The sequence below is a fragment of the Pseudomonas brassicacearum subsp. brassicacearum genome, from assembly GCF_008801605.1.
Taxonomy (GTDB): Bacteria; Pseudomonadota; Gammaproteobacteria; order Pseudomonadales; family Pseudomonadaceae; genus Aquipseudomonas; species Aquipseudomonas brassicacearum.
In genome coordinates this window covers 41,885-67,306 of the sequence record NZ_VZPJ01000014.1, presented here as the reverse complement: position 1 = coordinate 67,306, position 25,422 = coordinate 41,885, and the positions used below count along the sequence as shown (strand labels likewise).

The window sequence follows — 25,422 nt, the reverse complement described above, 5'->3', positions numbered from 1 at the left end:
CGGGGCCCGCTCAGTTCGGCTCGGCCAGGCGCAGCGCCAGGGGAAGCCATAACGCCCAGAGCGGTGCCAGGAACAGGGCGGTGCCAACGACTCCCAGTGGCAAGGCGACGCCCGCCAGTGGCGCCCCCACGCAATAAGCCAGCGGGCCACCGACCAAGCCCAGCAATACACCACGCCATACCGGCCGCATGGCCCAGGCCAGGCTATGACGCAGGCCTGTGGCAAACACCAGCCAGAGCAGTGCCAGCCAGAGCGGCAGCGGGGTTTGCTTGAATATGAACAAGCCCTGCGTACCCAGGCTCCAGTCCAGCAGCATGCCACTGAGCCCGACACGCATCACCGCAAACATCTCTGCCCGGGGAGCAGGACACAGCCACAGGTGGGCCAGCAATCCGATGACCACCGGCAACAGCCACCACGGATCCTGTGCCCCGAGCACACAGCCCCACCAACCCAGTTGCAACCAGAGGGCATTGACGATCAGGCCGCTGCGGCTCATCACGTATCCTGGTACTCCAGCAGGGCGGGTCGACGGGCGCCGGGCCCGGCGAAGAGCAGTTGGGCCACGCCGATGGCACGCTCGATGAATCCACCTTCGCAGTAACACAGGTAGAACTCCCACAGGCGCTGGAAGGTTTCGTCGTAGCCCAGCTGCGCCAATGCCTGGTGCGATTGGCGAAAGTTGTCGTGCCAGTGCCGTAGTGTACGGGCGTAGTGCGCCCCGAAATCCTCGAGATGCAGGAGGTTGAGCGGCGTCTGGGTGCTGGCAGTCTTCAGCAGGATCGACAGTGACGGTAACGCGCCACCGGGAAAAACATGGCGCTGGATAAAGTCCACCGAGCGTCGGGCCTGCTCATAACGCTGGTCGCGGATCGTGATCGATTGCAGCAGCATCAGCCCGTCGTCCTTGAGCAGCGCGGCGCAGCGCCGGAAGTACTCGGGCAGATAGCGATGCCCGACGGCTTCGATCATTTCAATGGACACCAGCTTGTCGTAGCGCCCTTGCAAGTCTCGGTAGTCCTTGCGTAACACTTGAACCTGCTGTTGCAAGCCCAATTCTTCGACACGTCGACAAGTGTGGGTGTATTGCTCCAGGGACAGTGTGGTGGTGGTCACCTTGCAGCCATAATGGCTGGCTGCGTAGATGGCGAGGCTGCCCCAGCCCGTGCCGATTTCCAGCAAATGGTCGCCGGGGCGCAGGTCGAGTTTTCGGCAGATACGGGCGAGCTTGTTGAGCTGGGCCTCTTCCAGGCTCTGTTCCGGGCTTTCGAACAGGGCGGCTGAATACATCATGGTGGGATCGAGCAGGCGCTCGAACAGAGCATTGCCCAAGTCGTAATGGGCAATGATATTGCGCCGCGAGCCCCGTCGACTGTTGCGGTTGAGCCAGTGCAGCCAGCGCAACAACGGGTGACCGACGCGCGCCAGGCCGCTGTCCATGGCGTCGAGCACATCCAGGTTGGCAACGAACAGGCGCGTCACAGCCGTCAGGTCGCCGCTGCGCCAATAGCCGTGGACATAAGCCTCGCCAGCGCCGATGGAGCCGTTGCAGGCAACCATGCCCCAGACCGCGTCGTCGAGGATCTCGAGCTCGGCCATCAAGGGGCTGGCCAGGTCACCGAAGCTCAATGGCTCGCCATTGAGTAGCAGCCGCAGGTGGCCATGACGCAGGCGGCGCAACTGACCCAGCACGGCTTGCTTGAATAAGCCTCCGTTAAAGAGGTCGCAACTACCTGCCTTGGTAGCGCTCAGGGTCGGTTCGGGCATGATTGGGATCCTTGTGAGCGGTTTGACCCAGACTCAGGCCGTCTTCGCTGGCCTGATGGGCGTAGAGGGGCGTGCGTTTGAAAAGCAGGCGCAGGGCCTGCCAGTAAATGGCGCTTACGGTGCGCAGGCTCATCCAGGGGAAGGCCAGGACATGTCGGCGCAGCGAGGAGGCGTCGAGGGGGTGGCGCTTGAGCGCCAGGTCGGCCTCGAACACCTTGTGGCCTTCGCGCCAGTTCTCCATGCGTATGCGGATGTGCGTGTCCTGGACCAGGAACCCCATGTGATAGTCCATATCCCGAGGCAGGAATGGCGATACGTGAAACGCCTTGGCCACCCTGAAGGCACAGGGTTCGCCAGCAGGCACCGGCAATACATAGTGATAGCGCTCGCGCCATGGGGTGTTGCGCACTTCACATAGGATCGCCGCCAGGCGCCCGTTGGCTTCATGGCAGAAATAGAAACTAACCGGGTTGAACGACAGGCCCCAACTGCGCGGTTGAGTCAGCAGGTGAATCGCCCCTTGGGGAGCGGCACCCAGGGCTTCATCGAGGATCTGGCGCACGGCATCGACCAGAGAAACCCCATGGCGGGTGTGCGATGGCAGGTAGTCGCGCTCGCGCCAGCACAGGGGGGCCCAGGACCAGGGCCGCAGCAGGCGCGACAACCCCAGCATGTGTTCCTGTTCGGCGAGGTCCACGTAAAGCATGCCGATCCGATAGCGGAAGGCATGGATTCGCGGCGTATGGCGCCGATGATCAATCCAGCCGCGACACACACTGCTGTTCAAAGCTGTTCTCCGAAATGCTTCGCCACGTCGAGCGCACTGACCACGCCATCCTCATGGAAGCCGTTGGCCCAGTAGGCGCCGCAGAAATAGCTGTGCTGATGCCCTTGCAGATCACCTTGTCGGCCCTGGGCGGCAATGGCGGCGAGGCTGTACTGAGGGTGCGCATAATCGAAGCGCGCAAGCACCTTGACCGGGTCGACCGCGTCGCCCTGGTTGAGGCTTACGCAGAAGGTCACCGGGGCGTCCAGGCCCTGGAGCAGGTTCATGTTGTAGGTCACCGCGGCAGGTGCCTGCGCAGGGCCACCGAGGCGATAGTTCCAGCTCGCCCAGGCCTGGGGGCGTTGGGGAAGCAGGCGGGTGTCGGTGTGCAGCAGCACTTCATTGCTGGCGTAGGTCAGGGCGCCGAGTACTTCACGCTCTGCCATGCTTGGCGCCTCGAGCAGGGCGAGGGCCTGGTCGCTGTGGCAGGCGAACACCACCTTATCGAAATGCTCGGTGCCGGCGCTGCTGGTCACGCTTACCCCGGCAACGTTGCGACTGACACACTGCACTGGGCAATTGAGCCGGATATGTTCGCGAAAGGCTGCACACAAAGGCTCGATGTAGCCACGTGAGCCGCCCGCGATCACGCGCCATTGAGGGCGCTGATTGACCGACATGAGGCCGTGGTTGTGGCAAAAGCGCACAAAGAACTCGAGCGGGAACTCCAGCATCCCGGCGGGCGACATCGACCAGATTGCTGCGCCCATGGGGACGATGTAGTGATCGATGAAACGTTGGCTATACCCTTGGCTGTGCAGGTAGTCGCCGAGCCGGGCGCTGCTATCGATGCGCTGCGCCTGCAGGTCGGCGGTGGCCTGCCGATTGAACCTGAGTATGTCCCACAGCATGCCCCAGAACCCGGGTGAAAACAGATTGCCACGGCGGGCGAACAGGCTGCGCAGGGTGTGGCCCTTATACTCCTGGCCGGTGGCCGGATCATGCACGGAGAAGCTCATTTCAGTAGGGCGAGACGCGACGCCCAACTGGTCCAGCAGACGGATGAAATTCGGGTAGGTCCAGTCGTTGTACACAATGAAGCCTGTGTCTACGCCATAGCGCTGCCCCTGCCAATCGACATCCACGGTGTGGGTGTGGCCACCTATCCTGTCGTCGGCCTCGAACAGGGTAATCTGGTGCCTGCGGGCCAACAGGTAAGCACATGTCAGCCCGGAAATGCCGCTGCCGATGATCGCGATGCGCATGCTTCATGACTCCTTGGAAGGGCGTGCCAGGCGTTGGCCAAGGGCCAGACGCCAGCGGGCAGGCAAATGCCCGAGCAGGCGCAGGACCAGCGTGAAGGACCACGGAAACGCAATGTCTAGCGGGCGCGCCGGCAGGCGTCGCGCGATATGGCGGGCCGCTCGTTGCGCCGACCAGCGCATGGGCATGGGGAAGTCGTTGCGTCGGGTCAGTGGCGTGTCGACGAAGCCGGGACTGACCAGGGTGACATCGATACCCTCGGCGGCCAGGTCGATGCGCAAGGATTCGATCAGATAACGCAACGCGGCTTTGGACGCACCGTAGGCGCCGGCGCGAGGCAGGGCCAGCCAGGTGACCGCACTGCTCACCGCCACCAGATGTGGACGCTGGCCCCGGCGCAGCAAGGGCAGGGCGGCCTCCAGGCAATGGCAAGTACCCAGCAGGTTGGTGTTGATGAGTCGTTCGACCAGGCGGGTGTCGAAGTGGTCCGGCTCCAGGTATTCGCAGGTGCCGGCATTGAGGATTACCAGGTCGAGCGCCCCCCAATGAAGGTCAATCTGCTGGCAGATCGTGGCGACCTGGTGCGGGTCGGTCAGGTCGCCCGGTAGCACCAATATCTGGTCTTGATAGCGTGTGGCCAACGTCTCCAGGGGGTGGGTCCGGCGCGCACTCACAGCCAGGTGATGCCCCTGTTCCAGAAGGACTGCCGCCAATGCCGCGCCAATGCCGCTGCTGGCGCCGGTCAGCCAGACACGGCTCATGCCAACCTCCGCTTGAGCCAGCGAATCACCGATCCAAACAGCGGCAGATGTTCGTAGAGCAGGGCGCCTGCGTCGAAAAAGTCTTGGTGCAGGTAGACTCGATCATTCCAACGCAGATAGCTGCAGCCTTGCAGCGCGATGGGTGCTCCTTGCGCCAGGCGAGGATGACTGAAATGCAGGGTCCAGCGCAGATAGCCCTCTCCGGCACCGACTTCATCGAAGGCGTGGAAGTCATAGCGCAGGTTGCTGACGTTGGCGTACAACTGGGCAAAGTAAGTGCGCAGGGCCGACAGGCCTTCGATCCGGTGCAGAGGGTCTTGGAACTGTATGTCGGCGCTGTAGAGCTCATCGAGCTCAGCCAGGCGACTGGCGTCCAGCTCGGCGAAAGCGTGGGCGAAACGCTGGAGGTAGACGGACATGCATAGGCTCCGATTGTTGTACAGGAAATAATTCCTGTACAAGTTTTTAGAAGCCTACTGCACGCCTTGTACAAATTAAAGTGTTTTGTACAAGTAATTTCGCTGTTTTGTATAATGCATAGCGAGACGCGCGCTGGACGCTGGGCCTCAGGCCTCGGTCAGGGTCGGATAGTCGGTATAACCGCGCTCGTCGCCCTGGTAGAACGTCGATGCATCAGGGGTGTTCAGCGCCTGGCCTCGTTTGAAACGTTCCACCAGGTCCGGGTTTGCCAAAAACGGCGTGCCGAATGCCACCAGGTCAGCTTCTCCACGGCTGATAGCAGTGGCGGCGCGTTCGGCGCTGTAGCCGCCATTGGCAATGTACGTCCCACCGAAGCGACGCTTGAGTTCCAGGAAGTCGAACGGGCCTTCGCCCAATTCCACGATGTGCAGGTAAGCCAGGCCGTAGCGGCTGAGCATTCTGGCCGTGTAGTCGAAAGTCGCCTGCGGGTTGCTGTCGCTCATCGAGAAGTAGCTGAAGATCGGCGACAGGCGAACGCCGACACGGCTGGCGCCGAAGACTTCGATCACCGACTCGACCACTTCCTTGAGGAAGCGCGCGCGGTTCTCGATCGAGCCGCCGTAGGCATCGGTACGTTGGTTGGTGCCGTCACGCAGGAACTGGTCGATCAAGTAGCCGTTGGCGCCATGAATCTCCACACCGTCAAAGCCGGCCAGCTTCGCGTTGGCCGCGGCCTGGCGGAAGTCGGCGACCACGCCGGGGATTTCATCGAGCGCCAGGGCCCGTGGCAGTTCATAGGGCTTGAGCCCTTCGGGGGTGTAGATCTCGCCATCGGCCTTGATTGCCGAGGGGGCTACGGGTTGGGCGCCGTTGACCTGCACCAATGGATGGGAAAGACGGCCCACGTGCCAGAGCTGCAAGAAGATCTGCCCGCCCTCGGCATGGACCGCGTCGGTCACCTGTTTCCAGCCGGTGATCTGCTCAGGAGTAAAGATCCCTGGCGTTCTCAGGTAACCCTTGCCCTGGGCCGACACCTGGGAGCCTTCGCTGATGATCAGGCCGGCGCTGGCCCGTTGGCTGTAGTACTCGGCCATCAGGGGCGTGGCTGCATCGCCAGCGCCCGCGCGGCTGCGGGTCATCGGTGCCATTATCATGCGGTTGTTCAGGGACAGCTTGCCGACTTGAGTGCGGGACAACAGAAGATCGAGACCGATGTCAGTCATGATTCACCTCTAAGGGATCGGGTAGGAATTAGGGGTTGAGTCGAGGGTCGGTCAGGCCAACCGACCCTCTTGTTGCAAAAGGGCGCCGATGCGCTGGATTTCTTTCTCGCCTTTTTCCAGGGCGGCCTCGCTGGTGTGCACCGAGTAGTAGCCCATCACCAGGTCGTGGGGATGCTTGACCGCCGAACCGAGTACGAAGGAGGTCGCGCCTCGGGCAACGATGTCGATGGCCTCTCCGGACGCTTCGAATACCACCATTTCTCCAGCATTGACGTGGCCGCCAGCATCGAGACTGCCGTCGTTGACCGCCAGCCAGGCGACGGTGTGCCCGGCCGGTGGCGTGTAGCGCCAGTGCTCGTTGTCCTGCAACTGCACGGCGAGGTAATTCATGCCCGCTGGCGCCGCGACGCTACTGCGGGCCGCGCCGTATTGGCCGAGCAATACCAGCGCCGGACCTTCACGGGGGATCTCGGAGGGGGCCAGGTAGACGCTGCTGGCCGGGGCATTTTCTTCCGCCGCCGGCAGCGCAACCCAGAGCTGGAAGCCTTGGATCGGCGAACCTGCGACCGGCCGGGCGGTGTGCCACACGCCGTTACCGGCTTGCATCCACTCCATGCCGCCGCTGGGCAGCGTGCCTGACTGGCCCGTGGTGTCTTCGTAGATCACTTGTCCCTCGATCATGTAGGTCAGCGTGGCGATCCCGGAATGAGGGTGCATGCCGAAACCTCTTTGCATGGCATCGGCGTTGAAGGCGAAGTGATCGAGAAACACGAATGGCTTGCAGAGCTGGCCCAGGTCGCCGGGGCTCATGAGCCGGGTGATCGGCCCATGGCTGCTGCCGGAGGTGCGGTGGACGATGGCGCGCGGCGGTGCTGCGACGGTGCTGTTCATGGGTTGCCTCCAAGTCTTGGGCGTCGGGCCTCGATGCGAGAAGGATAAGTGCCTGCCAATGGATTGATTAGCCGATACAATCGGATTGAACTCATCCATGAAACGAAGGAATGTGCGCGCCATGCTCGATCTCAACGATGTTGCGCTGTTCGTCCAGGTGGTCCGCAGCGGCAGCTTCGCCGAAGCTGCCAGGCGCCTGGGGATGCCTTCCAATACCGTCAGCCGACGGGTCCAGCAGTTGGAGGCGCAACTGGAATCGCGTCTTTTGCAGCGCTCGACCCGCAAACTCACGCTGACCCATGCGGGCCAGGGATTTTATGAACGCTGCGTGGATGCGGTGGACGGCCTGATGGATGCCGGACAGGAACTGATGATGGGCAGCGAGGAGCCCAGCGGCCTGGTGCGCATCGCGGCGATGGCGGATTTTTTCGATTTCTTCCCGATGGAATGGGTGGCCGACTTTTTAGCCGCACATCCGCGAGTGCAACTTGATTTCGTGCTCAGCGATGCCCGGGTCGATCTGATTGCCGACCGCATCGACGTTGCCTTTCGCGGCGGTCCCTTGCAGGACTCGGGGTATGTCGGTCGTCAATTGCTCAAGAACGACGGCGACGGCATGGTTGCCAGTCCCGCGTACATTGCCGCGCGCGGCACGCCGCTTTCGTTGCAGGACCTGGCTCACCACGACGGCGTGAGTTTCGGCCAACCCGGCGGCATGGCCCATTGGCGATTCGTTGGCCCGGACGGCATCGAGGAACAGGTGCAGATCGCCAGCCGATTCCACGCCAACACCGCCCAGGCGTTGCGCAGGGCGACCGTCGCGGGCCTGGGCATCGCCGTGTTGCCGGGGGCGCTGAGCAGCCTCGATCTGGAAGCCGGAAGCCTGGTGCGTGTGCTGCCGCAATACCGGCGCATCGGCTTCGGCCTGAATGTGCTCTATCCGAGCCGGCGGCAGTTGCCGCTGGCGGTTTCGGCGTTCATCGGGTTGGTGATGGAGAAACTGGAACTCAAAGCGTTTCCGGCGCGGATGCAGTGAACTAGTTAACGCGATCGATCGTTCTCACGCAGAACCAATGTGGGAACGATCATCACGCAATAGCCCATTTTTTTCCTTCCCAGCAACGATAAAAACCCTCGTTTCGCAAATCTCCCCCCGCCAACACAATCGCCTCGACATCTGATCTCGATAGCTGCAAGCGCAGAACAAAAAAATCAGAACCCGAGGCGGCGCTATGCCGGCCTGAACCAAACCTACTGCCGGAAGTGCACAGACATGCCCGTTGAAACCCTACGCATCGATACGCTTGTTATAGGCGCCGGCCAGGCCGGCATAGCCATGAGTGAGCACTTGAGCCGGCAAGGCGTGCCGCATCTGGTGGTGGAGCGAAGCCGCATTGCCGAAGCCTGGCGCACATCACGCTGGGATTCGCTGGTGGCCAACGGGCCGGCCTGGCATGACCGCTTTCCGGGGTTGGAATTCGACGGGCTCGGTCCAGATGACTTCGCGACAAAGGACCAGGTGGCCGATTATTTCGAAGCCTATGCCAGCAAGTTCAACGCGCCGATCCGTACCGGCGTGGACGTCAGGAAAGTCGAGCGCAATGTCGGTCGCCCAGGCTTCACCATTGAAACCTCCGAAGGCTTGATCGAGGCGATCCATGTCGTCGTCGCCACTGGGCCCTTTCAGCAGCCGGTGATTCCACCAATTGCGCCGGATATGGCGACGGTTACCCAGCTGCACTCGGCCCAGTACCGCAATCCCCGGCAATTGCCCGAGGGGGCGGTGTTGGTGGTGGGCGCCGGGTCGTCGGGGGTGCAGATCGCCGATGAGCTGCAGCGCGCCGGCAAGCAGGTCTATCTCTCGGTGGGTGCCCACGATCGTCCGCCGAGGGCCTATCGCAACCGCGATTTCTGCTGGTGGCTAGGTGTGTTGGGCGAGTGGGATGCGGAAGCGGTCAAGCCCGGCAAGGAGCACGTCACCATTGCGGTGAGCGGTGCCCGTGGCGGTCATACCGTGGATTTTCGCCGGCTGGCCCACGAGGGCATCACCCTGGTGGGGCTGACGAAATCGTTCAACGGCAGCGTGGTGTGCTTTGAGCCGAATCTTGCCGAAAACATCGCCCGTGGCGACGAGAACTATCTGGCGCTGCTGGATGCCGCTGACGCCTACATTGCCCGCAATGGCTTGGACCTGCCGCTCGAACCTCAAGCCCGCGACCAGTTGCCCGACCCGCAATGCCTGACCCAGCCGATCCTGGAGCTGGACCTGGTCGCCGCCGGGGTGGCCAGCGTCATCTGGGCCACCGGCTATTCGGTGGACTACAGCTGGCTGAAGGTCGACGCCCTCGGGGCCAACGGCAAGCCTCGGCATCAGCGCGGCGTTTCCAGCGAACCGGGCCTGTATTTCGTCGGCTTGCCCTGGTTGTCGCGACGAGGCTCGGCGTTCATCTGGGGCGTCTGGCATGACGCCCGGCACATTGCCGATCACATCGTGAAGCAACGCATTTACCTCGCCTATCAAGATGCTGCCCAGCGCCAGGCCCCTGCGCGCGACAGCGATTCGTATCGTTCGAAAACCAGTCTCACGGGAGTCCGTTGATGCCTACTCATACACGTATTCGCATGTTCAACACCAAGGACACCTACCCGAACCAGACGCTGGACAACGACCTGTGCCAGGCCGTGCGCGCCGGCAACACCGTCTATGTGCGCGGCCAGGTTGGCACTGATTTCAACGGTCAACTGGTGGGCCTGGGCGATCCTCGCGCCCAGGCCGAGCAGGCCATGCGCAACGTCAAGCAACTGTTGGAAGAGGCCGGCAGCGACCTGAGCCACATCGTCAAGACCACCACTTACCTGATCGACCCGCGTTACCGCGAGCCGGTGTACCAAGAGGTCGGCAAGTGGCTCAAGGGCGTGTTTCCGATCTCCACCGGGTTGGTGGTCAGTGCCCTGGGCCAGCCGCAGTGGCTGATGGAAATCGACGTGATCGCGGTGATCCCTGAATAAGGAGCGGAGCATGACTTTTTCCATCGCTGGACGCTGTGCCGAAACCGGCCAGTTGGGCATCGCCATCAGTTCCTCAAGCATTGCCGTCGGCGCCCGTTGCCCCTGGTTGCGCGCGGGCGTCGGCGCGGTGTCGAGCCAGAACATTACCCTGCCGGCCCTGGGGCCGCAGATTCTTGACGAACTGGCCGGCGGCCTGGTGGCCCAAGCGGCGCTGGAGCGGACCCTGGCACGCAATGGCTACAGCCAGTATCGCCAGGTGGCGGTGATCGATGCCGAGGGGCGCACGGCGATTTTCAGTGGCGAGCATACCTTGGGCACCCACAACGCCGTGGCCGGTGAGCAATGCGTGGCGGCTGGGAATCTGTTGGCCAACGGTGCGGTGATCGAGGCCATGGTCGCGGCCTTCGAGCATAGCGCCGGCTGTCTTGCAGCACGTTTGGTGAGCGCGTTGCAGGCTGGACAGGCGGCAGGCGGGGAGGCCGGGGCGGTGCATTCGGCGGCGCTGTCGGTGGTCGATGACCTGACCTGGCCCATCGTCGATCTGCGGGTGGACTGGGCTGAGGAAAACCCCATCGGCGAACTGGAAAAGCTTTGGCTCGCCTATCAGCCGCAATTGCAGGATTACCTGACCCGCGCGCTCAACCCGACGCTGGCGCCCAGTTATGGAGTGCCGGGCGATGAGTGAGCTGCGCAGTCGCGCCCTGCTTGCCGAACTGGTGGGCTTTGCCACGGTCAGTCGCGAGTCGAACCTGGCCTTGATCGAGTTCGTGCGCGATTACTTGCAAGGGCTGGGCGTGGATAGCGAGCTGATCTACAACGCCGAGCGAACCAAGGCCAACTTGCTGGCGAGCATTGGCCCAGCGGTGCCCGGTGGCGTGGTGTTGTCCGGGCATACCGACGTGGTGCCGGTGGATGGGCAGGCCTGGACGGTCGATCCGTTCTGCCTGACCGAGCGGGACGGCAAATGGTTCGGGCGTGGTACGGCGGACATGAAGGGGTATCTGGCATCGGTGCTGGCAGCGGTGCCGATGTTCCTCGCCAGCGCGCTTCGTCGACCGCTGCACCTGGCGTTTTCCTATGACGAAGAGGTGGGTTGCCTGGGCGTTCACAGCCTGTTGGACGTGTTGGTTCGGCGAATTCCCCAACCAGCGCTGTGCCTGATTGGCGAACCCACCCGACTGCAACCGGTGCTGGGGCACAAAGGCAAGCTGGCGATGCGTTGTCATGTCCGAGGGGCGGCCTGTCATTCGGCCTATGCACCTTACGGGGTCAACGCCATCGAGCAGGCGGCGCGCCTGATGGGGCGCTTGGGCGAGATCGGTGCACAGCTGGCCGAACCATCACGGCATGACCCGCGCTTCGATCCACCGTTTTCCACGGTGCAGGTCGGGGTGATCCACGGCGGCACGGCGCTGAACATTGTCCCGGCCGATTGCCGTTTCGATTTCGAAGTGCGCGCCTTGCCGGATTTCAATCCCCAGGTGGTGGCCGAGCAATTGCAGGACTTTGCCGAACAGGAACTGCTGCCAGCGATGCAGGCGGTGGCGGGCGATACGGCGATTGGTTTTGAACCACTGTCCGCCTATCCGGGCCTGGCGACCTCGCCTGACAGCGCTGCTGCACAACTGGTTGCGCGACTGTGCGGCAGCGACGCTTTCAGCACCGTTGCTTTCGGCACCGAAGGCGGCCTGTTTCACCAGGCTGGCGTGCCGACGGTGGTCTGTGGCCCCGGCAGCATGAACCAGGGGCACAAGCCCGACGAATACGTGAGCGTTGAACAAATGGCCGCCTGCGATCGCTTGATGGATCGGTTGGCGAGCTATCTCGCTGAACCCAATGGTCCGTGACCACGAGGCGGCCAAAGTGAACGATTTCAACATCAGGAAAATCCTGGCGGCCAGTTGTGCCGACCTCAACGAATGGGCCGACAAGAGCCTTATTGCTGTAGACCACTCCGCCCGCGCTTACGGCCACCCTTGAGTCCCGTCGCCGGCTCGTGCGGGCGAGCCGGCATTTTCGAGGAACCGCTTCATGTCCAGATCCTTGCGTTGCAATATTGCGTGTGCGTTGGCGTTGTTGAGTTCCAGCGTCATGGCCGCGCCCCAGAGCTTGACCGTGATTTCCTTTGGCGGCGCCACCAAGCAGGCCCAGGACAAGGCCTACTTCCAACCCTTCAACGCCAGCGGTGCAGGAAGCATCGTGGCCGGCGAATACAACGGTGAGCTGTCGAAGATCAAAGCCATGGTCGCGGCCGGTCACACCAGTTGGGACGTGGTCGAAGTGGAAAGCCCCGAGTTGCTGCGAGGCTGTGAGGAAGGCTTGTTCGAGAAGCTTGACCTGGCCGGCCTAGGCGACCCGGCCAACTATGTGCCCGGCGCACTCAATGAGTGTGGCGTCGCCACCTACGTCTGGTCGATGGTCCTGGCCTATGATCAGAGCAAGCTCGCCAAGGCGCCCAGCTCCTGGGCGGACTTCTGGAACGTTGCCCAGTACCCGGGCAAGCGCGGGCTGCGCAAAGGGGCCAAGTACACCTTGGAGATCGCCTTGCTGGCCGATGGGGTCAAGTCGCAGGACTTGTACAAGGTGTTGAACACGCCGGAGGGCGTGTCCCGGGCCTTCGCCAAGCTGGATCAGATCAAGCCGAATATCCAATGGTGGGAAGCCGGCGCCCAACCGGCGCAATGGTTGGTGGCGGGAGACGTGGCGATGAGCGCCGCCTATAACGGGCGCATCGCGTCGGCGCAAAAGGAAGGCATGAAACTGAGCATTGTCTGGCCGCAGAGCCTGTACGACCCGGAGTATTGGGCGGTGGTCAAGGGCACGCCGAACAAGGCCCTGGCCGAGCAGTTCATTGCCTTTGCCAGCCAGCCGCAGACCCAGAAGGTGTTTTCGGAAAACATCCCTTATGGGCCGGTGCACCGCAAGACGCTGGCGCTGTTGCCGACGGCGGTACAGGAGCAGTTGCCAACCGCCGAGGCCAACCTGGCTGAAGCGCAAGCCGTGGATGCGGAGTTCTGGGTCGACCACGGCGAGGAGCTGGAACAACGCTTCAACGCCTGGGCGGCTCGCTAGGCACCGAACCGCCTCCTCACCATGGACCGATCGTTCCCACGCTCCTGCGTGGGAACGTCGCCAGGGACGCTCCGCGTTCCGCTTCTGGAGGGTGACGCAGAGCGTCACGGGATGCATTCCCACGCAGAGCATGGGGACGATCAACGCTTCCTCGCCACAGGGTTCAGGCCAGCCATTGCCTGAACTGTTCCTTGCAGTAATCCACGAACAACTGGGCCGGTTTGGTCAGGTGGGTGCGTTTGAGCCAACCCGCCACCAAGGCCGAACCGGTCACGTCCTCGGCGATGTCGACGCACACCAGGTGTTGCCCATCGTAGGTGCAGGTGGAGTGCGGGCGGGTCACCAGCACGGCAAAACCGAAAGACTGGCCGACCATGCCACGGACCATCTCGATGGACGGCGAGCTGAAGACAATGTTGGGCGTCAGGCCCAGCTCCTCGAAGATGCTCACGAAATAGGTCCGGCTGGGCTGTACGTCCAGCAGGATCATCGGTTCCAGCGCCAGGTCCCGCAGCGAGACCTGGGCCTGATCGGCGAAGCGATGCCCAGCCGGCAATAACGCATAGGGCCGTTGCGGTGCCGTCAACGCCTCGGTCTCGATGGTGCTGTCGAGGTCGTGCTCATAGAAAATCGCCAGGTCGAAACGTCCACCCGTCAAGCCTTGCACCAGCTCCTGTTGTTCGCCGTCCTGCACGCGAATCTCCACCCCCGGGAAGCGCTGGCGAAAGCCCGCGATCAGGCGCGGCAAGTAGAGCGGGGCGACGGTTTCGAAGCAGCCGATGTCGATTTGCCCGCTGACCACATCGTTATCGGCCAGGGCGTTCTGCTCGAACTCCCGTGCCATGCGCAACAGCTCCTGGGCCTTGCGATAGAAGCGCGCCCCGCCGGGCGTCAACGATACGCCTTGGGCGTGATGACGGATGAGCAATTGCACGCCGAAGCTGTCCTCCAGCCCCTTGATGGCGGTGGCAATCGATGGTTGGGCGATGTACAGCTTGCGGGATGCCTCAGCGACGCTGCCACATTCAACGGTGGTGACAAAATACTTCAGCTGACGCAAGGAATAGGACGCCACGGCACACCTCGATCCGGATGGTTTCTGCCTACCTTACCTTGTGCTCAGAGGACCGGGAGTGGGCATTGATACGGATTTTGCTGGGCAGTGACGATATTCAGACTGGCTTGGGGAGAAGCCAGCCCAAAAAAACGCCCGCCGAAGAATCATTGGCAGGCGTCTGGGAAAGACCGGCGCAGAAAGGAGAGACTGGCCGGGGTAGGGCGCAAGGGTCAGGCCACCGGAATCAACGGGTCAGCCGCCGCCAGGGCCGCCGCGCGGTCGGCGGCGGGCGGGTAGATCCACACACTGTTGATCTGGGCCTTGAGATCCTTGGCTTCCTGCCCGACCAGCTTGAGTTGGCGATCCCAACCTTCGGTATACACCGCACCCCAGGCGCCCAGGTCCAGGCAGGTCACGTACTTGGGTTGGCTGTAGGGCATCGGCGCCACACCCAGCAGGTCGGCCGCGACGTTGTTGCCGGCGTAGCGCCCCAGGGATATGGCGTGCTGGCAAGACATCGCCGCGTAATTGCCCAGTGTGTCGGTGGCGGCATAGGCCACGTCACCGGTGGCGAATATGTCGTTTTGTCCCAACACTTTCAGATGGCCGTCGACGTGCAGGCGGCCTTGGTGATCGCGGGTGCCTGGCACTTGCTGGGTCAGCGGGTGGGCGCGGAAACCCACGGTCCAGATCACGGTATTGGACTCGATACGCTGGCCGTTCGACAGGGTGACACCGCCGGCATCCACCGAATCGACCGAAGCATTGAGGATCCACTCGATGCCCAGGTGATCGGACGCTTCGATCACGGAGGGGCGAATGCCGTCGCCCAACGACGCGCCGATCTGCGGCGCGCGATCCACCACGATGATCCGGATGTTCGCGTCCTCACCCAGGACGGCCCGCAGGCGGGTCGGCATTTCGGTGGCGGTTTCGATGCCGGTGAAGCCGCCGCCGGCCACCACCACGGTGTTGCGGGCTGGACTGTCCGGCAGGTTTTTGAGGGACTTGATGTGGGCTTCGAGGCGCGTTGCCTGTTCGATCTCATCGACGTCGAAGGCATGTTCGAGCATGCCTTTGAGATCGGGGCGAAACAGCTTGCTGCCCGCCGCCAGGACCAATCGGTCGTAACCCAGGCTGCCCTGGGTACCGAACACGTCCACGTAGCCGACCCGTTTGCCCTCGACATCGATACTGCTCGCCGAGCCCTGTACGAACTTCACGCCCACTGCATCGAACAGTCCGTCCAGCGGAGCCATCATGGTGTGGACGTCCGGCTCATAGAAACGAGGCCGGATGCGCAATTCCGCCTGGGGCGCCAGGACAGTAATCTGCACGTCATTTCGATCATGCTGGTCCAGCAGGCGGGCCGCGCTCAGTGCGCTCCATACTCCGCCGAAACCAGCACCAATAACCAGAATTTGCTGTTTCATGATTTGCTCCCGAAGACAAAATCGATACGTTGAATGAATTAAACTGTTCAGCGTTACCGTGGCGCGAAGTACCCAAAAGTGTGTGGCTCAATGATTGAACATCAAGCACGTTCAACTTTGGTTCGCTGTAGAAGATCGTATGCGTCAGCGCAATATTCGACACTTCTACGTAAGGTCAGTGGTGATATGTCTGGGTATGACGGATCTATACGAAGGTATTAAGGCCAGGAGATCGGCATTGAGACATCACGTCGGCCGATTGAGGACCGATTCAAGACAAGCGATCAGTTCGGCACAGTTGAACGGCTTTGGAAAAAACGCCACCGGCTCCACCGCGTACGCCCTTGTTTTTGGCGGCGCGCTGGGGTGGCCGGTAATAAAAATGACCGGGATATGAATGCCCCGGGCAGACAGTTCATCGTACATCTGAATGCCGGTCATTCCCGGCATCTGGATATCCGATATCAGGCAGGCTGTGTTTTCAGATCCGGGTGACGCCAGAAAGTCGATGGCACTGGCATAAGTTTTAACGTGATGGCCGTGGGAACGTAACAAACCATCCAATGCAACTCGAACCGATTCATCATCATCAATAATTGAAATAATCGCAGTGTGGGACATTTCGATACCTGGTGGTGATAGCAGGTTGCCGTAAAGGCGCCGCTATCACTGTAAGATACGCCGTCCAATAACCCCGCCAAGTATACCTGGGTATGAACTTTTACCGAGGGCCGCAGACGATTCTGCAGGATCGTCCGGCATACCGAAGTATCAGTGAGCCTGCCTAAGGCATGAGTCGGGTGTCCCTACGTACGACAGACATCGGCCTGTCACGGGAATAGTCTTTCAACCATCCCATCGCTGCTGCGCCTTGATGAGGGCTCAAGCGATGATCCTGTCCTCTCCTGATTCAATGGCCTGGCGCCTGGGACGGCTATCATGATGAACAGAAATGACCTGCGTCGTGCTGACATCAATCTGCTGGTTGTCTTCGAAACCATGATGCACGAGCGAAATGTCACTCGCGTGAGCGAAAAACTTTTTCTCGGTCAGCCAACGATCAGCAGTGCCCTGGCGCGCTTGCGGCTGATGTTCGATGACCCGTTGTTCATTCGTGCAGGCCGGTTGATGGAACCGACCTCCCGGGCGCAGGAGATATTTTCCAATCTGTCTCCAGCGCTGGACGGCATTGCCGCGGCCTTGAGTCGCTGTCAGGCATTCGACCCGGGCACCAGCGAGGCGACCTTTCATATCGGGCTCTCTGACGACGTCGAGTACGCATTGTTGCCGGATCTGTTGCGGCGCCTGCGAGTCGAGGCACCGGGCACGACCTTGGTGGTGCGTCGGGTCGATCAATGGCAGATGTCCCAGTTGCTGGCCTGTGGGGACATTTCACTGGGGATCAGCCACACCTTGGAGTTGCCGGCCAATGCCCGACGCAAGGCCCTGCGTGCGATTCGACCGATGCTGTTGCGGGCCGATGCGCAGCCCGGCGAATTGACCTTGGACGAATTCTGCCGCCGACCCCATGCGGTGGTCTCATCCATGGGCAATGTCATCGATGACTCGGACCGCGCCTTATGCCTGATGAACCGGCAACGCCGGGTGGTGCTGACAGTGCCTCAGTTCAGCGCCTTGCCCGTGTTGCTGGCCCAGAGCGACATGATCGCCATCGTGCCGGATTACGTGGCGCGGGCGATGGCGGTAGGGACAGGTTTGCGGGCCGAGCCGGCGCCGATATGCTTGCCCGAGCAGGAACTGTCCATGGTCTGGCGTGGCGCCTCGCACAATGACCCGGGAGAACGCTGGTTGCGCGACCGTTGCAGCACGTTCGTGGCCGAGCAGGCCGACTCGCAGATAGAGCCCAGGAAGGCTCCGCTGCACACCAATGCGGTGCGCCAGGCCTTGACGGCGGCCTCACGCAACCCTTCCAACAGATCGACACGATCGATCAGCGCCTGACGGATGTTCGGCGCGCCACTGGAAGGACTATTTCTTTGAAGAGACCCATGCCGGCGCAGGCAGCTGAACCCTGGTCGATTATCCGTTTTCGGCACAATTGCCCGACCGGCCCACGTGGCGGAATGGAACTTGCCTGACCTTTGACCTGTAAGCCCTGGAATCCTCAAAGGTCGGGTCAATGAACAACTCCAACATGGCGCAGCCAGCGATCTCGTCGGACCTGTTGCCGACGCTGCCGATCAATCGGTTCCGTACCGCAGACATCGATGAGCACGCCCGTAACATGGGCGGCTGGCAGGTTTGCTATGACCAGTTGACCCCCGGACGCTTCGAAGGCGAGTTGGTCGAGTTCCGCTCGGACTGGATGCAACTGGTGCGCGACCGCTCTAATCAGGCACTGGCCAAGCAAGGCATGGCCTGGGAGGGGGCCATCACCTTCAGCGTGCCACTGAGTGCCGATGGGCCGGTCTTTTGCTCCGGGCACCCGATCATCGAGCCCAGCCTGATGGTCGCCCGTGGCCAGAACCTGCCCGAGCTGCGCACGCCCCAGCATCTCGAACTGCTCAGTGTCGCCATCGAAGAGCAGGCGTTGGAGCATGTGCTGGAACGACAGGGCAGTCGCTTTCGAATTACTGATCTTCCCAAGTGTTACCGTCTCGGCAACTCGACGCTGCCCGCCGAGCTTGCGGCGTTGTTCGATGAACTTGAAGGCGGCGGGCAGGGGCGTGATTCATTGCTGGGTTACGAATCGATTCGCCGTGGCCTGCGTGACACGGTGATGCTGCACATACTGGAACTGGTGGCACCGGATGAGGCACCGCCGCTCACCCCCACGGCACGCAAGCGCATGGTCGACCGCGCCCGGGAGTACGCCTTGACCCATGTCGATGAGCCGCTGTCGATCCTCGACCTGTGCAACCACATTGGTGCCAGCCGACGAAAACTGCAGTATTGCTTCCAGGAGACGCTGGGTATCAACCCCGTGGCCTATTTGCGGGCGTTGCGCCTCAATGCCGTGCGTCGTGAATTGCGCAGCGGCGGCCATGCCCGGGGTGTACAGGAGGTGGCGGCACGCTGGGGCTTCTGGCATTTGAGCCGGTTTTCCAGCGACTATCGGGTGCTGTTCGGCGAGACCCCTTCACAAACCCTGCGTCGCACGCATCTGTGCTGAAAACGGATAACGGCTGACCGGCCGGCTCCCTAGGATGACCCCAACACCACTTGGTTGGAGGGGCATTCGATGTATCAGAAAAATTATAAAACCAACGTCTTGCGCGGTACCTGGTTAAGCCTGGGGCTGATTGCTGTTTGTGGCGCTGCCCATGGCACCGAAAACGGCGCGCCGACCACGGCGGTAGGGGTCTACGATTTCGGTGCGGGCATGATGCCGCCGGCCACGCCCTTTGGCACCGTCGGCCTGCGCACCGCGTTCTATTCGGCCAACGTGCAGAAAGATCGCCACGGCAAGTCCGTGGACAACAATTTATCCCTGGATGTGTTGTCCATCGCCGTCGCCTACATGCGCATGACCGATTACACCGTGCTGGGCGCCAAGTATGGCTTCGGCGCCGTCGTGCCGTTTTTCCAGATGGATGCCTCGGTACAGGTGCAGACGCCTGTCGGCCCGCTGGACCTTGCGGCCGATCCGTTTCGCCTGGCTGATATCCAGGTGTTGCCGGTGATCCTGCAATGGACCCTGTCGCCGAACCTGTTCGTCAACGCCCAGCTCCAGATCCAGACCCCCACAGGCGACTACGACAAAAATCGCTTGATCTCGCCGGGCGTCAACCACTGGACCTTCTCGCCGATCCTCAATGCTACCTACATCTCCGACAGCGGTTTCGAGGTGTCTTCCAGTTTCGAAGCCGACATCAACACCCGCAACCACGCCACCGACTACAAGAATGGCGTCGAGTACCGCCACGAATTCGCCGTGGGCCAACACGTTGGCCCGTGGACCGTGGGTGTGGGCGGCTATTACTACCGGCAATTCACCGATGACGATGCGCCGGGCCTGGAAGCGGGCAATCGCGCCCGGGTGTTGGCGGTCGGGCCGGCAGTGAGCTACTTCAAGCCCGGCATACCTCCGGTGTGGCTGCACGTCTACAAGGAGCTCGATGCGCGGAACCGCGCCGAGGGCTACACCGCGGCGCTGCGTATTTCTCAAAGTTTCTAAAAGGGGCTCGCCATGAACCAATCAAGTTCCGTTTCAACGGCGGCCAGCCGGTCCCGCCAGGCCAGTTGGCGTGAAGGGCTGGTGCTGATGCTGGGCAGCAGCCTGACGATCATGGGGGCGGTGATGGTCACGCCCATCCTGCCCAGGTTGGGCGCCGAATTTGGGCCCATGGAACCGCGCGCCGATCTCTTGGTGCCGTTGGCGATTACCGGCCCGGCCTTGGCGATTGCCGTGTGCGCACCGTTGGCTGGCTGGTTGGCCGACCGCGTCGGGCGCAAGGCCTTGCTGGTGATTGCCACGGTGCTCTATGCCTTGCTCGGCGCGCTGCCGGCGCTGCTCGATAGCCTGCCGTCGATTGTCGGTGCGCGGCTGTTGTTCGGTTGCACGGAGGCGGCGGTGATGACCTGCTGCGCAACCTTGATCGCGGACTATTGGCAGGGCGAGGAGCGGTTGCGCTACGTCAACCGGCAGGTGGTGACCATCGGCCTGGTGGGGGCACTGTTTTTCGTGGTGGGCGGGGTGCTCGGCGAGCATTCGTGGCGCACGCCGTTCCTCCTGTATTTGCTGCCATTGCTGCTGGTGCCAGCGATGATGAAAGTGCTCTGGGAACCGCCGGTGGCGAAGCTACAGAGGGTCGAGCAGCGCATCGATGAGCCGGGACCGGCCAAGGTCGCCGTGCTGCAGCTGTTGGTTGGCTACCTGATGATCCTGGGCGGCATGGTCCTGACGTTCATCATGCCGATCCAGGCGCCGATGCTATTGGTCAGCCTGGGTATCACCTCCAGCACGATGATCGGCCTGGCTGCGGGATTGAGCCTGTTGGCGACCTTGGGCGGTTCGCTGATGTGGCCGTTGCTGCGTCGTCGCTTCGGCATCGCTGGTTGCAACGCGCTGTTGCTCGGCCTGATGGGCCTGGGACTGTGGCTGCTGATGCGCGGGCAGAGCTACAACGCCGTGCTGGTGGCGGTGTTCATCCAGGGCCTGGGGGCCGGGCTACTGGTACCCAATGTGATGGCGCCAGTGATGAATGCCTTGACTGCAAGCACCCGTGGCCGCGGTTTGGGCGGGTTTACCTCGTGCCTGTATATCGGCCAGTTCGTCAGTCCGCTGGTGGTGGCCTCGGTGGTTGTCTTCGCCGGTGACCTGCGTCACGCCATCCAGTGGCTGGCCCTGGCCAGTCTCGCCTTGGCGCTGCTCTGGGTCGTTGCCGGCCTGCGAGCACGGGGCCAGGGGCAGGCAAGCACTCTCGGATCACATCAATCGTCATGACATAAGGAACCTGAGACATGGGTATGCAAGACATCCACCACTTGATGGACACTGAAGACGCCACGGCGCTGGCCGAGTGGGTCAGGCGTGGCGAGGTTCAGCCCGGCGAACTGCTGGAGACGGCCATCGAGCGCCTGGAGCGGGTCGAGCCGCAGCTCAATGCGGTGGCCGAGCGCTTGTACGATTCGGCCCGGGAGGCGGCGCGCAAGCCTCAAGCCGGACAAGGCCTGCTGGCCGGCGTGCCGACCTTGATCAAAGACCTGTTTTCACCGGTCGATGGCGCGGCGATGACTAACGGTTCGCGGGCGCTGGGCGACTGTCGTGCGGATTTTGAATCGGAAGTCGTGGCGCGGTTGCGGCGTGCCGGGTGCCAGGTGATGGGCACCAGTACTTCTCCGGAGTTCGGCACCTCGTACACCACCGAATCCGTGCGCTTCGGCGCCACCCGCAACCCCTGGAGCACCGACCACAGCGCCGGTGGCTCCAGCGGTGGTGCGGCGGCACTGGTGGCGGCCCGCGTCGTGCCGTTTGCCCACGGCAACGACGGTGGCGGTTCATTGCGCGTGCCGGCGTCTTGCTGTGGCGTGTTCGGGTTCAAGCCCAGCCGTGGCCTGATGCCGTCGGGGCCGATAATGGGCGAGGGCTGGGCCGGGATGGGTACACCTCATGCGATCACCTTGTCGGTGCGCGACAGTGCGGCGCTGCTGGATGCCACCGCCGGAATGGACCTGGGCGCGCCGTACGCCGCGCCGATCCAGGCGTTGCCGTATGTGATGGCGGTGCAGGCTGATCCCAAGCCGCTGCGCATTGCCCTGGTCGAGCAACTCGAGCCCTGGCCTACGTCACCCCAGAGCCTTCAGGCGGTGGGCGAGGCCGCGCGGCTGTGCGAGTCCTTGGGGCACCGTGTCGAACCGGTGAGCCTGCCGGTGGGGTTGCTGGAGTTTCTCGACCACGTGTTCAGTATTATTGGTGCAAGCACCCGTCGCTATGTCGATTTGCTGGGCCAGATGCGTGGGTCCGCCGTGCAGGCCGAAGAACTGGAGGTGCGTACCCGGATCATCTTGCGGGACAAGGGCAACGTCAGCGGCGCCCAATATGTCGCGGCGGTGGAATGGATTCATGCCCTCGGCCGGCAGTTGGCGGTGTTCATGCAGGATTACGACGTGATCCTGACCCCGGTCCTGACCCGTGAACCGGTGCCGATTGGCGAACTGGATCTGCAGGATGTGTGCATGAGCCTGGATCAACTGCTTGAGCGCTACCACAGCTATGCGCCGTTCACTGCGTTGTTCAATGCCAGCGGTCAGCCGGCGATGTCGGTGCCGTTGTCCTGGAGCGCCAATGGCCTGCCGATGGGGGCGCATTTTGCCGGTCGCTTTGGCGAGGAAAGCACCTTGCTGGCCTTGGCCGCTCAACTTGAACGCGCCCAACCCTGGCGCGGCCGAGTCCCACCGGTCAACGCCTGCCGGCGGTGAAACCGTGGGAGCGAGCTTGCTCGCGATGGCGGTGCCAGCTCCAGCATCATGGTTGGCTGATAGTCCGTTATTGCGAGCAAGCTCGCTCCCACAAGGGGATTTTTTGCTGGATAGGGCTCTGGGGTTGTCCCTGAGCCCTTGAAGGTCAGTAGCGGATCATCACCGATTTCAGCTCGGTGTAGTCATCAATGAATGCACTGCCGAATTCACGGCCTATCCCTGAAGATTTGCTGCCGCCAAAAGGCACCGCCGGGTCGAGCAGGGTGTGCATGTTCACCCAGACCGTGCCTGCTTCGATGGCGGGGACCATGCGCAGGGCTTTGCCCAGGTCGTTGGTCCAGAGGCTGGCGCTCAGGCCGTAGGGGGTGTCGTTCATCATCTCCAGCAGTTCCTCTTCACTGTCGTAAGGAAAGAACGTGGCGATCGGGCCGAAGGTTTCTTCGTTGAGCAGGCTGTCGTCGCGGCGATTGGCGAGGATGATGGTCGGCTCCACATAGCAACCCGGTCCATCGATCAGCTTGCCGCCGTGGACGATGGTGTTGTTCTGTGCGCGGGCCTTGGCGAAGAATTCTGCGAGTTTGTGCTGGTGCTGGCGGTTGGTCACGGGGCCGAACTCGGTGCGTTCGTCCAGAGGCGAGCCGATGCTGAGTTTGCTCAGGCGCTGGGCCAGTTTGTCCATGATCGACTCGATCTGCGAGCGATGGACAAAGAACCGTTCCGCTGCAGCGCAGATCTGTCCCGAATGCAGAAAGCCCGCCTCGATGATGCCGTTGACCGCTACCTCGGGATCGATATCACGCAGGAACCCCGCCGCATTCTTCCCGCCCAGTTCCAAGGTTGCACGGGTCAACCCGGCGCCCATGGCCGCTTGGCCCACCGCCAGGCCGGTGGGCACGGAACCTGTGAACGAGACCTTGTTAGTGCCCGGATGTTCGATCAGCCCTTTGCCCACCTGTCCGCCGCCGGTCAACACATTCAGGGCACCGGCTGGAAGGCCGGCCTCGATGGCCAGTTCAGCGATGCGCAGGATGGTCAGCGGGGTGAACTCGCTGGGCTTGATGATGATGCTGCAACCGGTCACCAGGGCTGAGGCCAGTTTCCAGATGGCGATCATGGTGGAAAAATTCCACGGCACGATACCGACCACTACTCCGACCGGTTCGCGCAAGGTGAATGCGGTGTAGCGTTCGCCAGCGAAGGAGGGCAGTGATGGGGTGATCGTCTCGCCGTTGATCTTGGTCGCCCAGCCAGCGTAGTAACGCAGGAAATGGGCGGCCTGGTCGACTTCGAAGGCCCGGGAGATGTGGATGATCTTCCCCGACTGGCAGGTCTCGATCTGCGCCAGCTCTTCGCGGTTGCGTTCCAGCAGGTCTGCCAACTTGAGCAGCACATGGCCGCGGACTGCGGGTGCCGTTTGGGACCACTGCTTGAAGCCGCGGCGGGACGACTCCACCGCCGCATCAATGTCGCCGGGAGTGGCGTCGCTGACCTGGGCGATGACTTGGCCGGTGGCGGGGTTGACGACGTCCAGTGTCTGGTTGCTCTGGCTTTCGACGTAGCCACCGTCGATGAACAGGGCGTGATGTCTACCGAGGAAGGCTTGGACCTGAGGCAGCAGGGCAATATCGCTCATGAGGGTTTCCTGATCACGAATAGGGAAAGCCCCGAGGGTAATCCCGGCAGGACCGTCCAGCTTGACTGTGCCTGCCGCGCCGTATGTCTGTGGCTGCCAGCCTGGGTGGTTGGCAGCCAGGAGCAAGGCCCCGTGCAGGCAGGGACAAGCCAGCCTGGCCGGTTTGCGATCAGATCCGGGTTTCGACTTGATGGCATAGGGACGGGCGATGTTTCTCCAGACCAACAAACAGAAACTGGCGTTGACTGCACAAGTGCAACGCGTGCTGACCGGCGAAACGGAGGACACGCCGCAGCTCGACGCGTATCCGCAACTGCGCACCGTCCTTGATCAGCATGCACGACAGATGGCGAGCGCGACTGCACATCTGCATCAGGTCGATGCACAAGTACAGGCGCAAACCCTGCAATGGCAGCACAGCGAGCGTGAGTTGCACAGGGTTCGCCAGCAATTGGAGCAAACCCTTGAGCGCGAGCAGGTGCTTGAAATTCGCTTGGATGAACTGAGCCAGCAGCTGCAGCAACAACGCCAGGATGCACAGATCTGGGAGTTGCTGCAGTCGACCCTGACAGAGGGCTGCTGGGATATCACGGTCGTCAACGGTGACCTCCAGCACCCGGCCAGTGGCATGCGCTTTTCCAGTCAGTTCCGTTCGCTGCTGGGGTATGGGCCGGATGATTTGCCCGACGGCTGGGATGCCCAGGTCGGCATCACCCACCCGGACGACTTACCCAAGATCATGGCCATTTTCGACCGGGAAATCCTTGGCTCCCAGGGCAGCGGTGAATACGTCTTCGAATACCGGATGCGCCACAAGACCCGGGATTACATCTGGTGCCGCGAACGCGGTCGGGCGGTACGTGACTCGCATGGGCAACTGGTGCGGGTCATTGGTGCGGTGCGGGATATCAGCGATGAGCGCTCGGCCCAGTCCACCCATCAGCGCATGCTCGAACAGAACCAGATGACCTACGCCCAGATTGCCACGGTGGTGGGGGTGATCAAGGGCATTGCCGACCAGACCAATCTGCTCGCCTTGAACGCCGCGATTGAGGCGGCCAGGGCCGGAGATGTCGGGCGCGGTTTCTCGGTGGTGGCCGATGAAGTGCGCAAGCTGGCACAGAGCACCCGGCAGGCGACTCATCAGATCCAGACCATGTTGCATCAGCACAAATAAGCAAGGCAATCGCAATCCCGTAGAGCTGCGTAGGAGCTGTCGAGTGCAACGAGGCTGCGATCTTTCCC

General features: G+C 62.3%; 23 protein-coding genes and 2 pseudogenes. 13 read left to right on the top strand and 12 right to left on the bottom strand.

All coding sequences use genetic code 11. The features are described from left to right. Positions 1-10: 10 nt before the first annotated feature. The 8 genes from F7R20_RS25550 to F7R20_RS25515 all read right to left on the bottom strand — a co-directional run bounded on the left by F7R20_RS25550 (position 11) and on the right by F7R20_RS25515 (position 7,091). Entirely contained in the window at positions 11-499 is a 489-nt protein-coding gene (locus tag F7R20_RS25550) for a DUF2878 domain-containing protein (protein WP_003201530.1), read from the bottom strand. Then, positions 499-1,767, bottom strand: coding sequence for an SAM-dependent methyltransferase (locus tag F7R20_RS25545; protein ID WP_003201531.1), 1,269 nt, complete (start codon positions 1,765-1,767; stop codon positions 499-501). Before F7R20_RS25545 ends, F7R20_RS25550 begins: the two co-directional genes overlap by 1 nt. After that, positions 1,730-2,554 carry a DUF1365 domain-containing protein gene (locus F7R20_RS25540; protein WP_003201533.1) on the bottom strand — a complete coding sequence of 275 codons (825 nt, stop codon included), beginning with the start codon at positions 2,552-2,554 and terminating at the stop codon, positions 1,730-1,732. Before F7R20_RS25540 ends, F7R20_RS25545 begins: the two co-directional genes overlap by 38 nt. After that, the gene (locus F7R20_RS25535; RefSeq protein ID WP_003201536.1) at positions 2,551-3,798 is read right to left on the bottom strand and encodes an NAD(P)/FAD-dependent oxidoreductase; all 1,248 of its coding nucleotides are present in this window, start codon (positions 3,796-3,798) and stop codon (positions 2,551-2,553) included. Before F7R20_RS25535 ends, F7R20_RS25540 begins: the two co-directional genes overlap by 4 nt. A 3-nt stretch (positions 3,799-3,801) precedes the next feature. Then, entirely contained in the window at positions 3,802-4,557 is a 756-nt protein-coding gene (locus F7R20_RS25530) for an SDR family NAD(P)-dependent oxidoreductase (protein WP_003201538.1), read from the bottom strand. Next, positions 4,554-4,976, bottom strand: a complete 423-nt coding sequence (locus F7R20_RS25525; protein ID WP_003201541.1) for a nuclear transport factor 2 family protein — start codon at positions 4,974-4,976, stop codon at positions 4,554-4,556. The genes F7R20_RS25530 and F7R20_RS25525 overlap by 4 nt, the downstream gene beginning before the upstream one ends. A 147-nt stretch (positions 4,977-5,123) precedes the next feature. After that, on the bottom strand, positions 5,124-6,200 hold the full coding sequence (locus F7R20_RS25520; protein WP_003201543.1) for an alkene reductase: 1,077 nt from the start codon (positions 6,198-6,200) through the stop codon (positions 5,124-5,126). A 51-nt stretch (positions 6,201-6,251) separates the two neighbouring features. After that, a complete protein-coding gene (locus F7R20_RS25515; protein ID WP_003201545.1) occupies positions 6,252-7,091 on the bottom strand; it encodes a pirin family protein in 840 nt (279 codons plus the stop codon). A gap of 121 nt (positions 7,092-7,212) precedes the next feature. Between F7R20_RS25515 and F7R20_RS25510 the strand changes: the two genes are divergently transcribed. From F7R20_RS25510 to F7R20_RS25485, 6 genes are all read left to right on the top strand, one after another. Then, positions 7,213-8,127 carry a LysR family transcriptional regulator gene (locus tag F7R20_RS25510; RefSeq protein ID WP_081352553.1) on the top strand — a complete coding sequence of 305 codons (915 nt, stop codon included), beginning with the start codon at positions 7,213-7,215 and terminating at the stop codon, positions 8,125-8,127. 237 nt (positions 8,128-8,364) lie between these two features. Further along, a complete protein-coding gene (locus tag F7R20_RS25505) occupies positions 8,365-9,690 on the top strand; it encodes a flavin-containing monooxygenase (protein ID WP_003201549.1) in 1,326 nt (441 codons plus the stop codon). After that, positions 9,690-10,100 (top strand): RidA family protein, encoded by a 411-nt coding sequence (locus tag F7R20_RS25500; RefSeq protein ID WP_003201555.1) that lies wholly within the window; start codon positions 9,690-9,692, stop codon positions 10,098-10,100. The genes F7R20_RS25505 and F7R20_RS25500 overlap by 1 nt, the downstream gene beginning before the upstream one ends. A 10-nt stretch (positions 10,101-10,110) precedes the next feature. Next, positions 10,111-10,785, top strand: a complete 675-nt coding sequence (locus F7R20_RS25495) for a DUF1028 domain-containing protein (protein WP_003201557.1) — start codon at positions 10,111-10,113, stop codon at positions 10,783-10,785. After that, complete coding sequence (argE, locus tag F7R20_RS25490) at positions 10,778-11,947, top strand: acetylornithine deacetylase (protein ID WP_003201558.1); 1,170 nt, start codon at positions 10,778-10,780, stop codon at positions 11,945-11,947. Before F7R20_RS25495 ends, argE begins: the two co-directional genes overlap by 8 nt. 244 nt (positions 11,948-12,191) lie before the next feature. After that, the gene (locus F7R20_RS25485) at positions 12,192-13,172 is read left to right on the top strand and encodes an ABC transporter substrate-binding protein (protein ID WP_013693282.1); all 981 of its coding nucleotides are present in this window, start codon (positions 12,192-12,194) and stop codon (positions 13,170-13,172) included. A gap of 163 nt (positions 13,173-13,335) precedes the next feature. Here F7R20_RS25485 and F7R20_RS25480 read toward each other — a convergent pair whose 3' ends face one another. The 3 genes from F7R20_RS25480 to F7R20_RS25470 all read right to left on the bottom strand — a co-directional run bounded on the left by F7R20_RS25480 (position 13,336) and on the right by F7R20_RS25470 (position 16,283). After that, complete coding sequence (locus F7R20_RS25480) at positions 13,336-14,247, bottom strand: LysR substrate-binding domain-containing protein (RefSeq protein WP_003201562.1); 912 nt, start codon at positions 14,245-14,247, stop codon at positions 13,336-13,338. A gap of 212 nt (positions 14,248-14,459) precedes the next feature. After that, the gene (locus F7R20_RS25475; RefSeq protein ID WP_003201564.1) at positions 14,460-15,662 is read right to left on the bottom strand and encodes an NAD(P)/FAD-dependent oxidoreductase; all 1,203 of its coding nucleotides are present in this window, start codon (positions 15,660-15,662) and stop codon (positions 14,460-14,462) included. Positions 15,663-15,908: 246 nt separating this feature from the next. Beyond that, a complete protein-coding gene (locus F7R20_RS25470) occupies positions 15,909-16,283 on the bottom strand; it encodes a response regulator transcription factor (RefSeq protein ID WP_003201566.1) in 375 nt (124 codons plus the stop codon). A gap of 318 nt (positions 16,284-16,601) precedes the next feature. On the opposite strand from F7R20_RS25470, the gene F7R20_RS25465 reads away from it, so the two are divergent. From F7R20_RS25465 to F7R20_RS25445, 5 genes are all read left to right on the top strand, one after another. Further along, a complete protein-coding gene (locus F7R20_RS25465; RefSeq protein WP_033028111.1) occupies positions 16,602-17,624 on the top strand; it encodes a LysR family transcriptional regulator in 1,023 nt (340 codons plus the stop codon). 178 nt (positions 17,625-17,802) lie between these two features. Further along, the gene (locus F7R20_RS25460; RefSeq protein WP_003201569.1) at positions 17,803-18,795 is read left to right on the top strand and encodes a helix-turn-helix domain-containing protein; all 993 of its coding nucleotides are present in this window, start codon (positions 17,803-17,805) and stop codon (positions 18,793-18,795) included. A 69-nt stretch (positions 18,796-18,864) separates the two neighbouring features. Then, complete coding sequence (locus tag F7R20_RS25455; RefSeq protein ID WP_027911712.1) at positions 18,865-19,800, top strand: SphA family protein; 936 nt, start codon at positions 18,865-18,867, stop codon at positions 19,798-19,800. Between the two features lie 12 nt (positions 19,801-19,812). Further along, positions 19,813-21,069 carry an MFS transporter gene (locus F7R20_RS25450; RefSeq protein WP_003201574.1) on the top strand — a complete coding sequence of 419 codons (1,257 nt, stop codon included), beginning with the start codon at positions 19,813-19,815 and terminating at the stop codon, positions 21,067-21,069. A 17-nt stretch (positions 21,070-21,086) separates the two neighbouring features. Beyond that, entirely contained in the window at positions 21,087-22,544 is a 1,458-nt protein-coding gene (locus tag F7R20_RS25445) for an amidase (protein WP_003201576.1), read from the top strand. A 145-nt stretch (positions 22,545-22,689) separates the two neighbouring features. On the opposite strand, the gene F7R20_RS25440 is transcribed toward F7R20_RS25445, so the two are convergent. Beyond that, entirely contained in the window at positions 22,690-24,177 is a 1,488-nt protein-coding gene (locus tag F7R20_RS25440) for an aldehyde dehydrogenase family protein (RefSeq protein ID WP_003201578.1), read from the bottom strand. Positions 24,178-24,385: 208 nt separating this feature from the next. Here F7R20_RS25440 and F7R20_RS32110 point away from each other — a divergent pair. Together F7R20_RS32110 and F7R20_RS32410 are read left to right on the top strand one after the other, a co-directional pair. Then, a pseudogene (locus F7R20_RS32110) lies at positions 24,386-25,096 on the top strand (PAS domain-containing protein); the annotation flags it as partial. Beyond that, positions 25,076-25,345: pseudogene (locus tag F7R20_RS32410) on the top strand (methyl-accepting chemotaxis protein); the annotation flags it as partial. The pseudogenes F7R20_RS32110 and F7R20_RS32410, both read left to right, overlap by 21 nt. Positions 25,346-25,422: the final 77 nt, after the last annotated feature.

Excerpts from the sequence above, each read along its gene's own strand:
- F7R20_RS25510 (WP_081352553.1), top strand. The coding sequence starts at position 7,213 with ATGCTCGATCTCAACGATGTTGCGCTGTTCGTCCAGGTGGTCCGCAGC.
- F7R20_RS25505 (WP_003201549.1), top strand. The coding sequence starts at position 8,365 with ATGCCCGTTGAAACCCTACGCATCGATACGCTTGTTATAGGCGCCGGC.
- argE (WP_003201558.1), top strand. The coding sequence starts at position 10,778 with ATGAGTGAGCTGCGCAGTCGCGCCCTGCTTGCCGAACTGGTGGGCTTT.
- F7R20_RS25460 (WP_003201569.1), top strand. The coding sequence starts at position 17,803 with ATGAACAACTCCAACATGGCGCAGCCAGCGATCTCGTCGGACCTGTTG.
- F7R20_RS25465 (WP_033028111.1), top strand. The coding sequence starts at position 16,602 with ATGATGAACAGAAATGACCTGCGTCGTGCTGACATCAATCTGCTGGTT.
- F7R20_RS25470 (WP_003201566.1), bottom strand. The coding sequence starts at position 16,283 with ATGTCCCACACTGCGATTATTTCAATTATTGATGATGATGAATCGGTT.
- F7R20_RS25525 (WP_003201541.1), bottom strand. The coding sequence starts at position 4,976 with ATGTCCGTCTACCTCCAGCGTTTCGCCCACGCTTTCGCCGAGCTGGAC.
- F7R20_RS25485 (WP_013693282.1), top strand. The coding sequence starts at position 12,192 with ATGGCCGCGCCCCAGAGCTTGACCGTGATTTCCTTTGGCGGCGCCACC.
- F7R20_RS25535 (WP_003201536.1), bottom strand. The coding sequence starts at position 3,798 with ATGCGCATCGCGATCATCGGCAGCGGCATTTCCGGGCTGACATGTGCT.
- F7R20_RS25500 (WP_003201555.1), top strand. The coding sequence starts at position 9,690 with ATGCCTACTCATACACGTATTCGCATGTTCAACACCAAGGACACCTAC.
- F7R20_RS25440 (WP_003201578.1), bottom strand. The coding sequence starts at position 24,177 with ATGAGCGATATTGCCCTGCTGCCTCAGGTCCAAGCCTTCCTCGGTAGA.
- F7R20_RS25515 (WP_003201545.1), bottom strand. The coding sequence starts at position 7,091 with ATGAACAGCACCGTCGCAGCACCGCCGCGCGCCATCGTCCACCGCACC.
- F7R20_RS25530 (WP_003201538.1), bottom strand. The coding sequence starts at position 4,557 with ATGAGCCGTGTCTGGCTGACCGGCGCCAGCAGCGGCATTGGCGCGGCA.
- F7R20_RS25450 (WP_003201574.1), top strand. The coding sequence starts at position 19,813 with ATGAACCAATCAAGTTCCGTTTCAACGGCGGCCAGCCGGTCCCGCCAG.
- F7R20_RS25520 (WP_003201543.1), bottom strand. The coding sequence starts at position 6,200 with ATGACTGACATCGGTCTCGATCTTCTGTTGTCCCGCACTCAAGTCGGC.
- F7R20_RS25495 (WP_003201557.1), top strand. The coding sequence starts at position 10,111 with ATGACTTTTTCCATCGCTGGACGCTGTGCCGAAACCGGCCAGTTGGGC.
- F7R20_RS25445 (WP_003201576.1), top strand. The coding sequence starts at position 21,087 with ATGGGTATGCAAGACATCCACCACTTGATGGACACTGAAGACGCCACG.
- F7R20_RS25475 (WP_003201564.1), bottom strand. The coding sequence starts at position 15,662 with ATGAAACAGCAAATTCTGGTTATTGGTGCTGGTTTCGGCGGAGTATGG.
- F7R20_RS25550 (WP_003201530.1), bottom strand. The coding sequence starts at position 499 with ATGAGCCGCAGCGGCCTGATCGTCAATGCCCTCTGGTTGCAACTGGGT.
- F7R20_RS25455 (WP_027911712.1), top strand. The coding sequence starts at position 18,865 with ATGTATCAGAAAAATTATAAAACCAACGTCTTGCGCGGTACCTGGTTA.
- F7R20_RS25545 (WP_003201531.1), bottom strand. The coding sequence starts at position 1,767 with ATGCCCGAACCGACCCTGAGCGCTACCAAGGCAGGTAGTTGCGACCTC.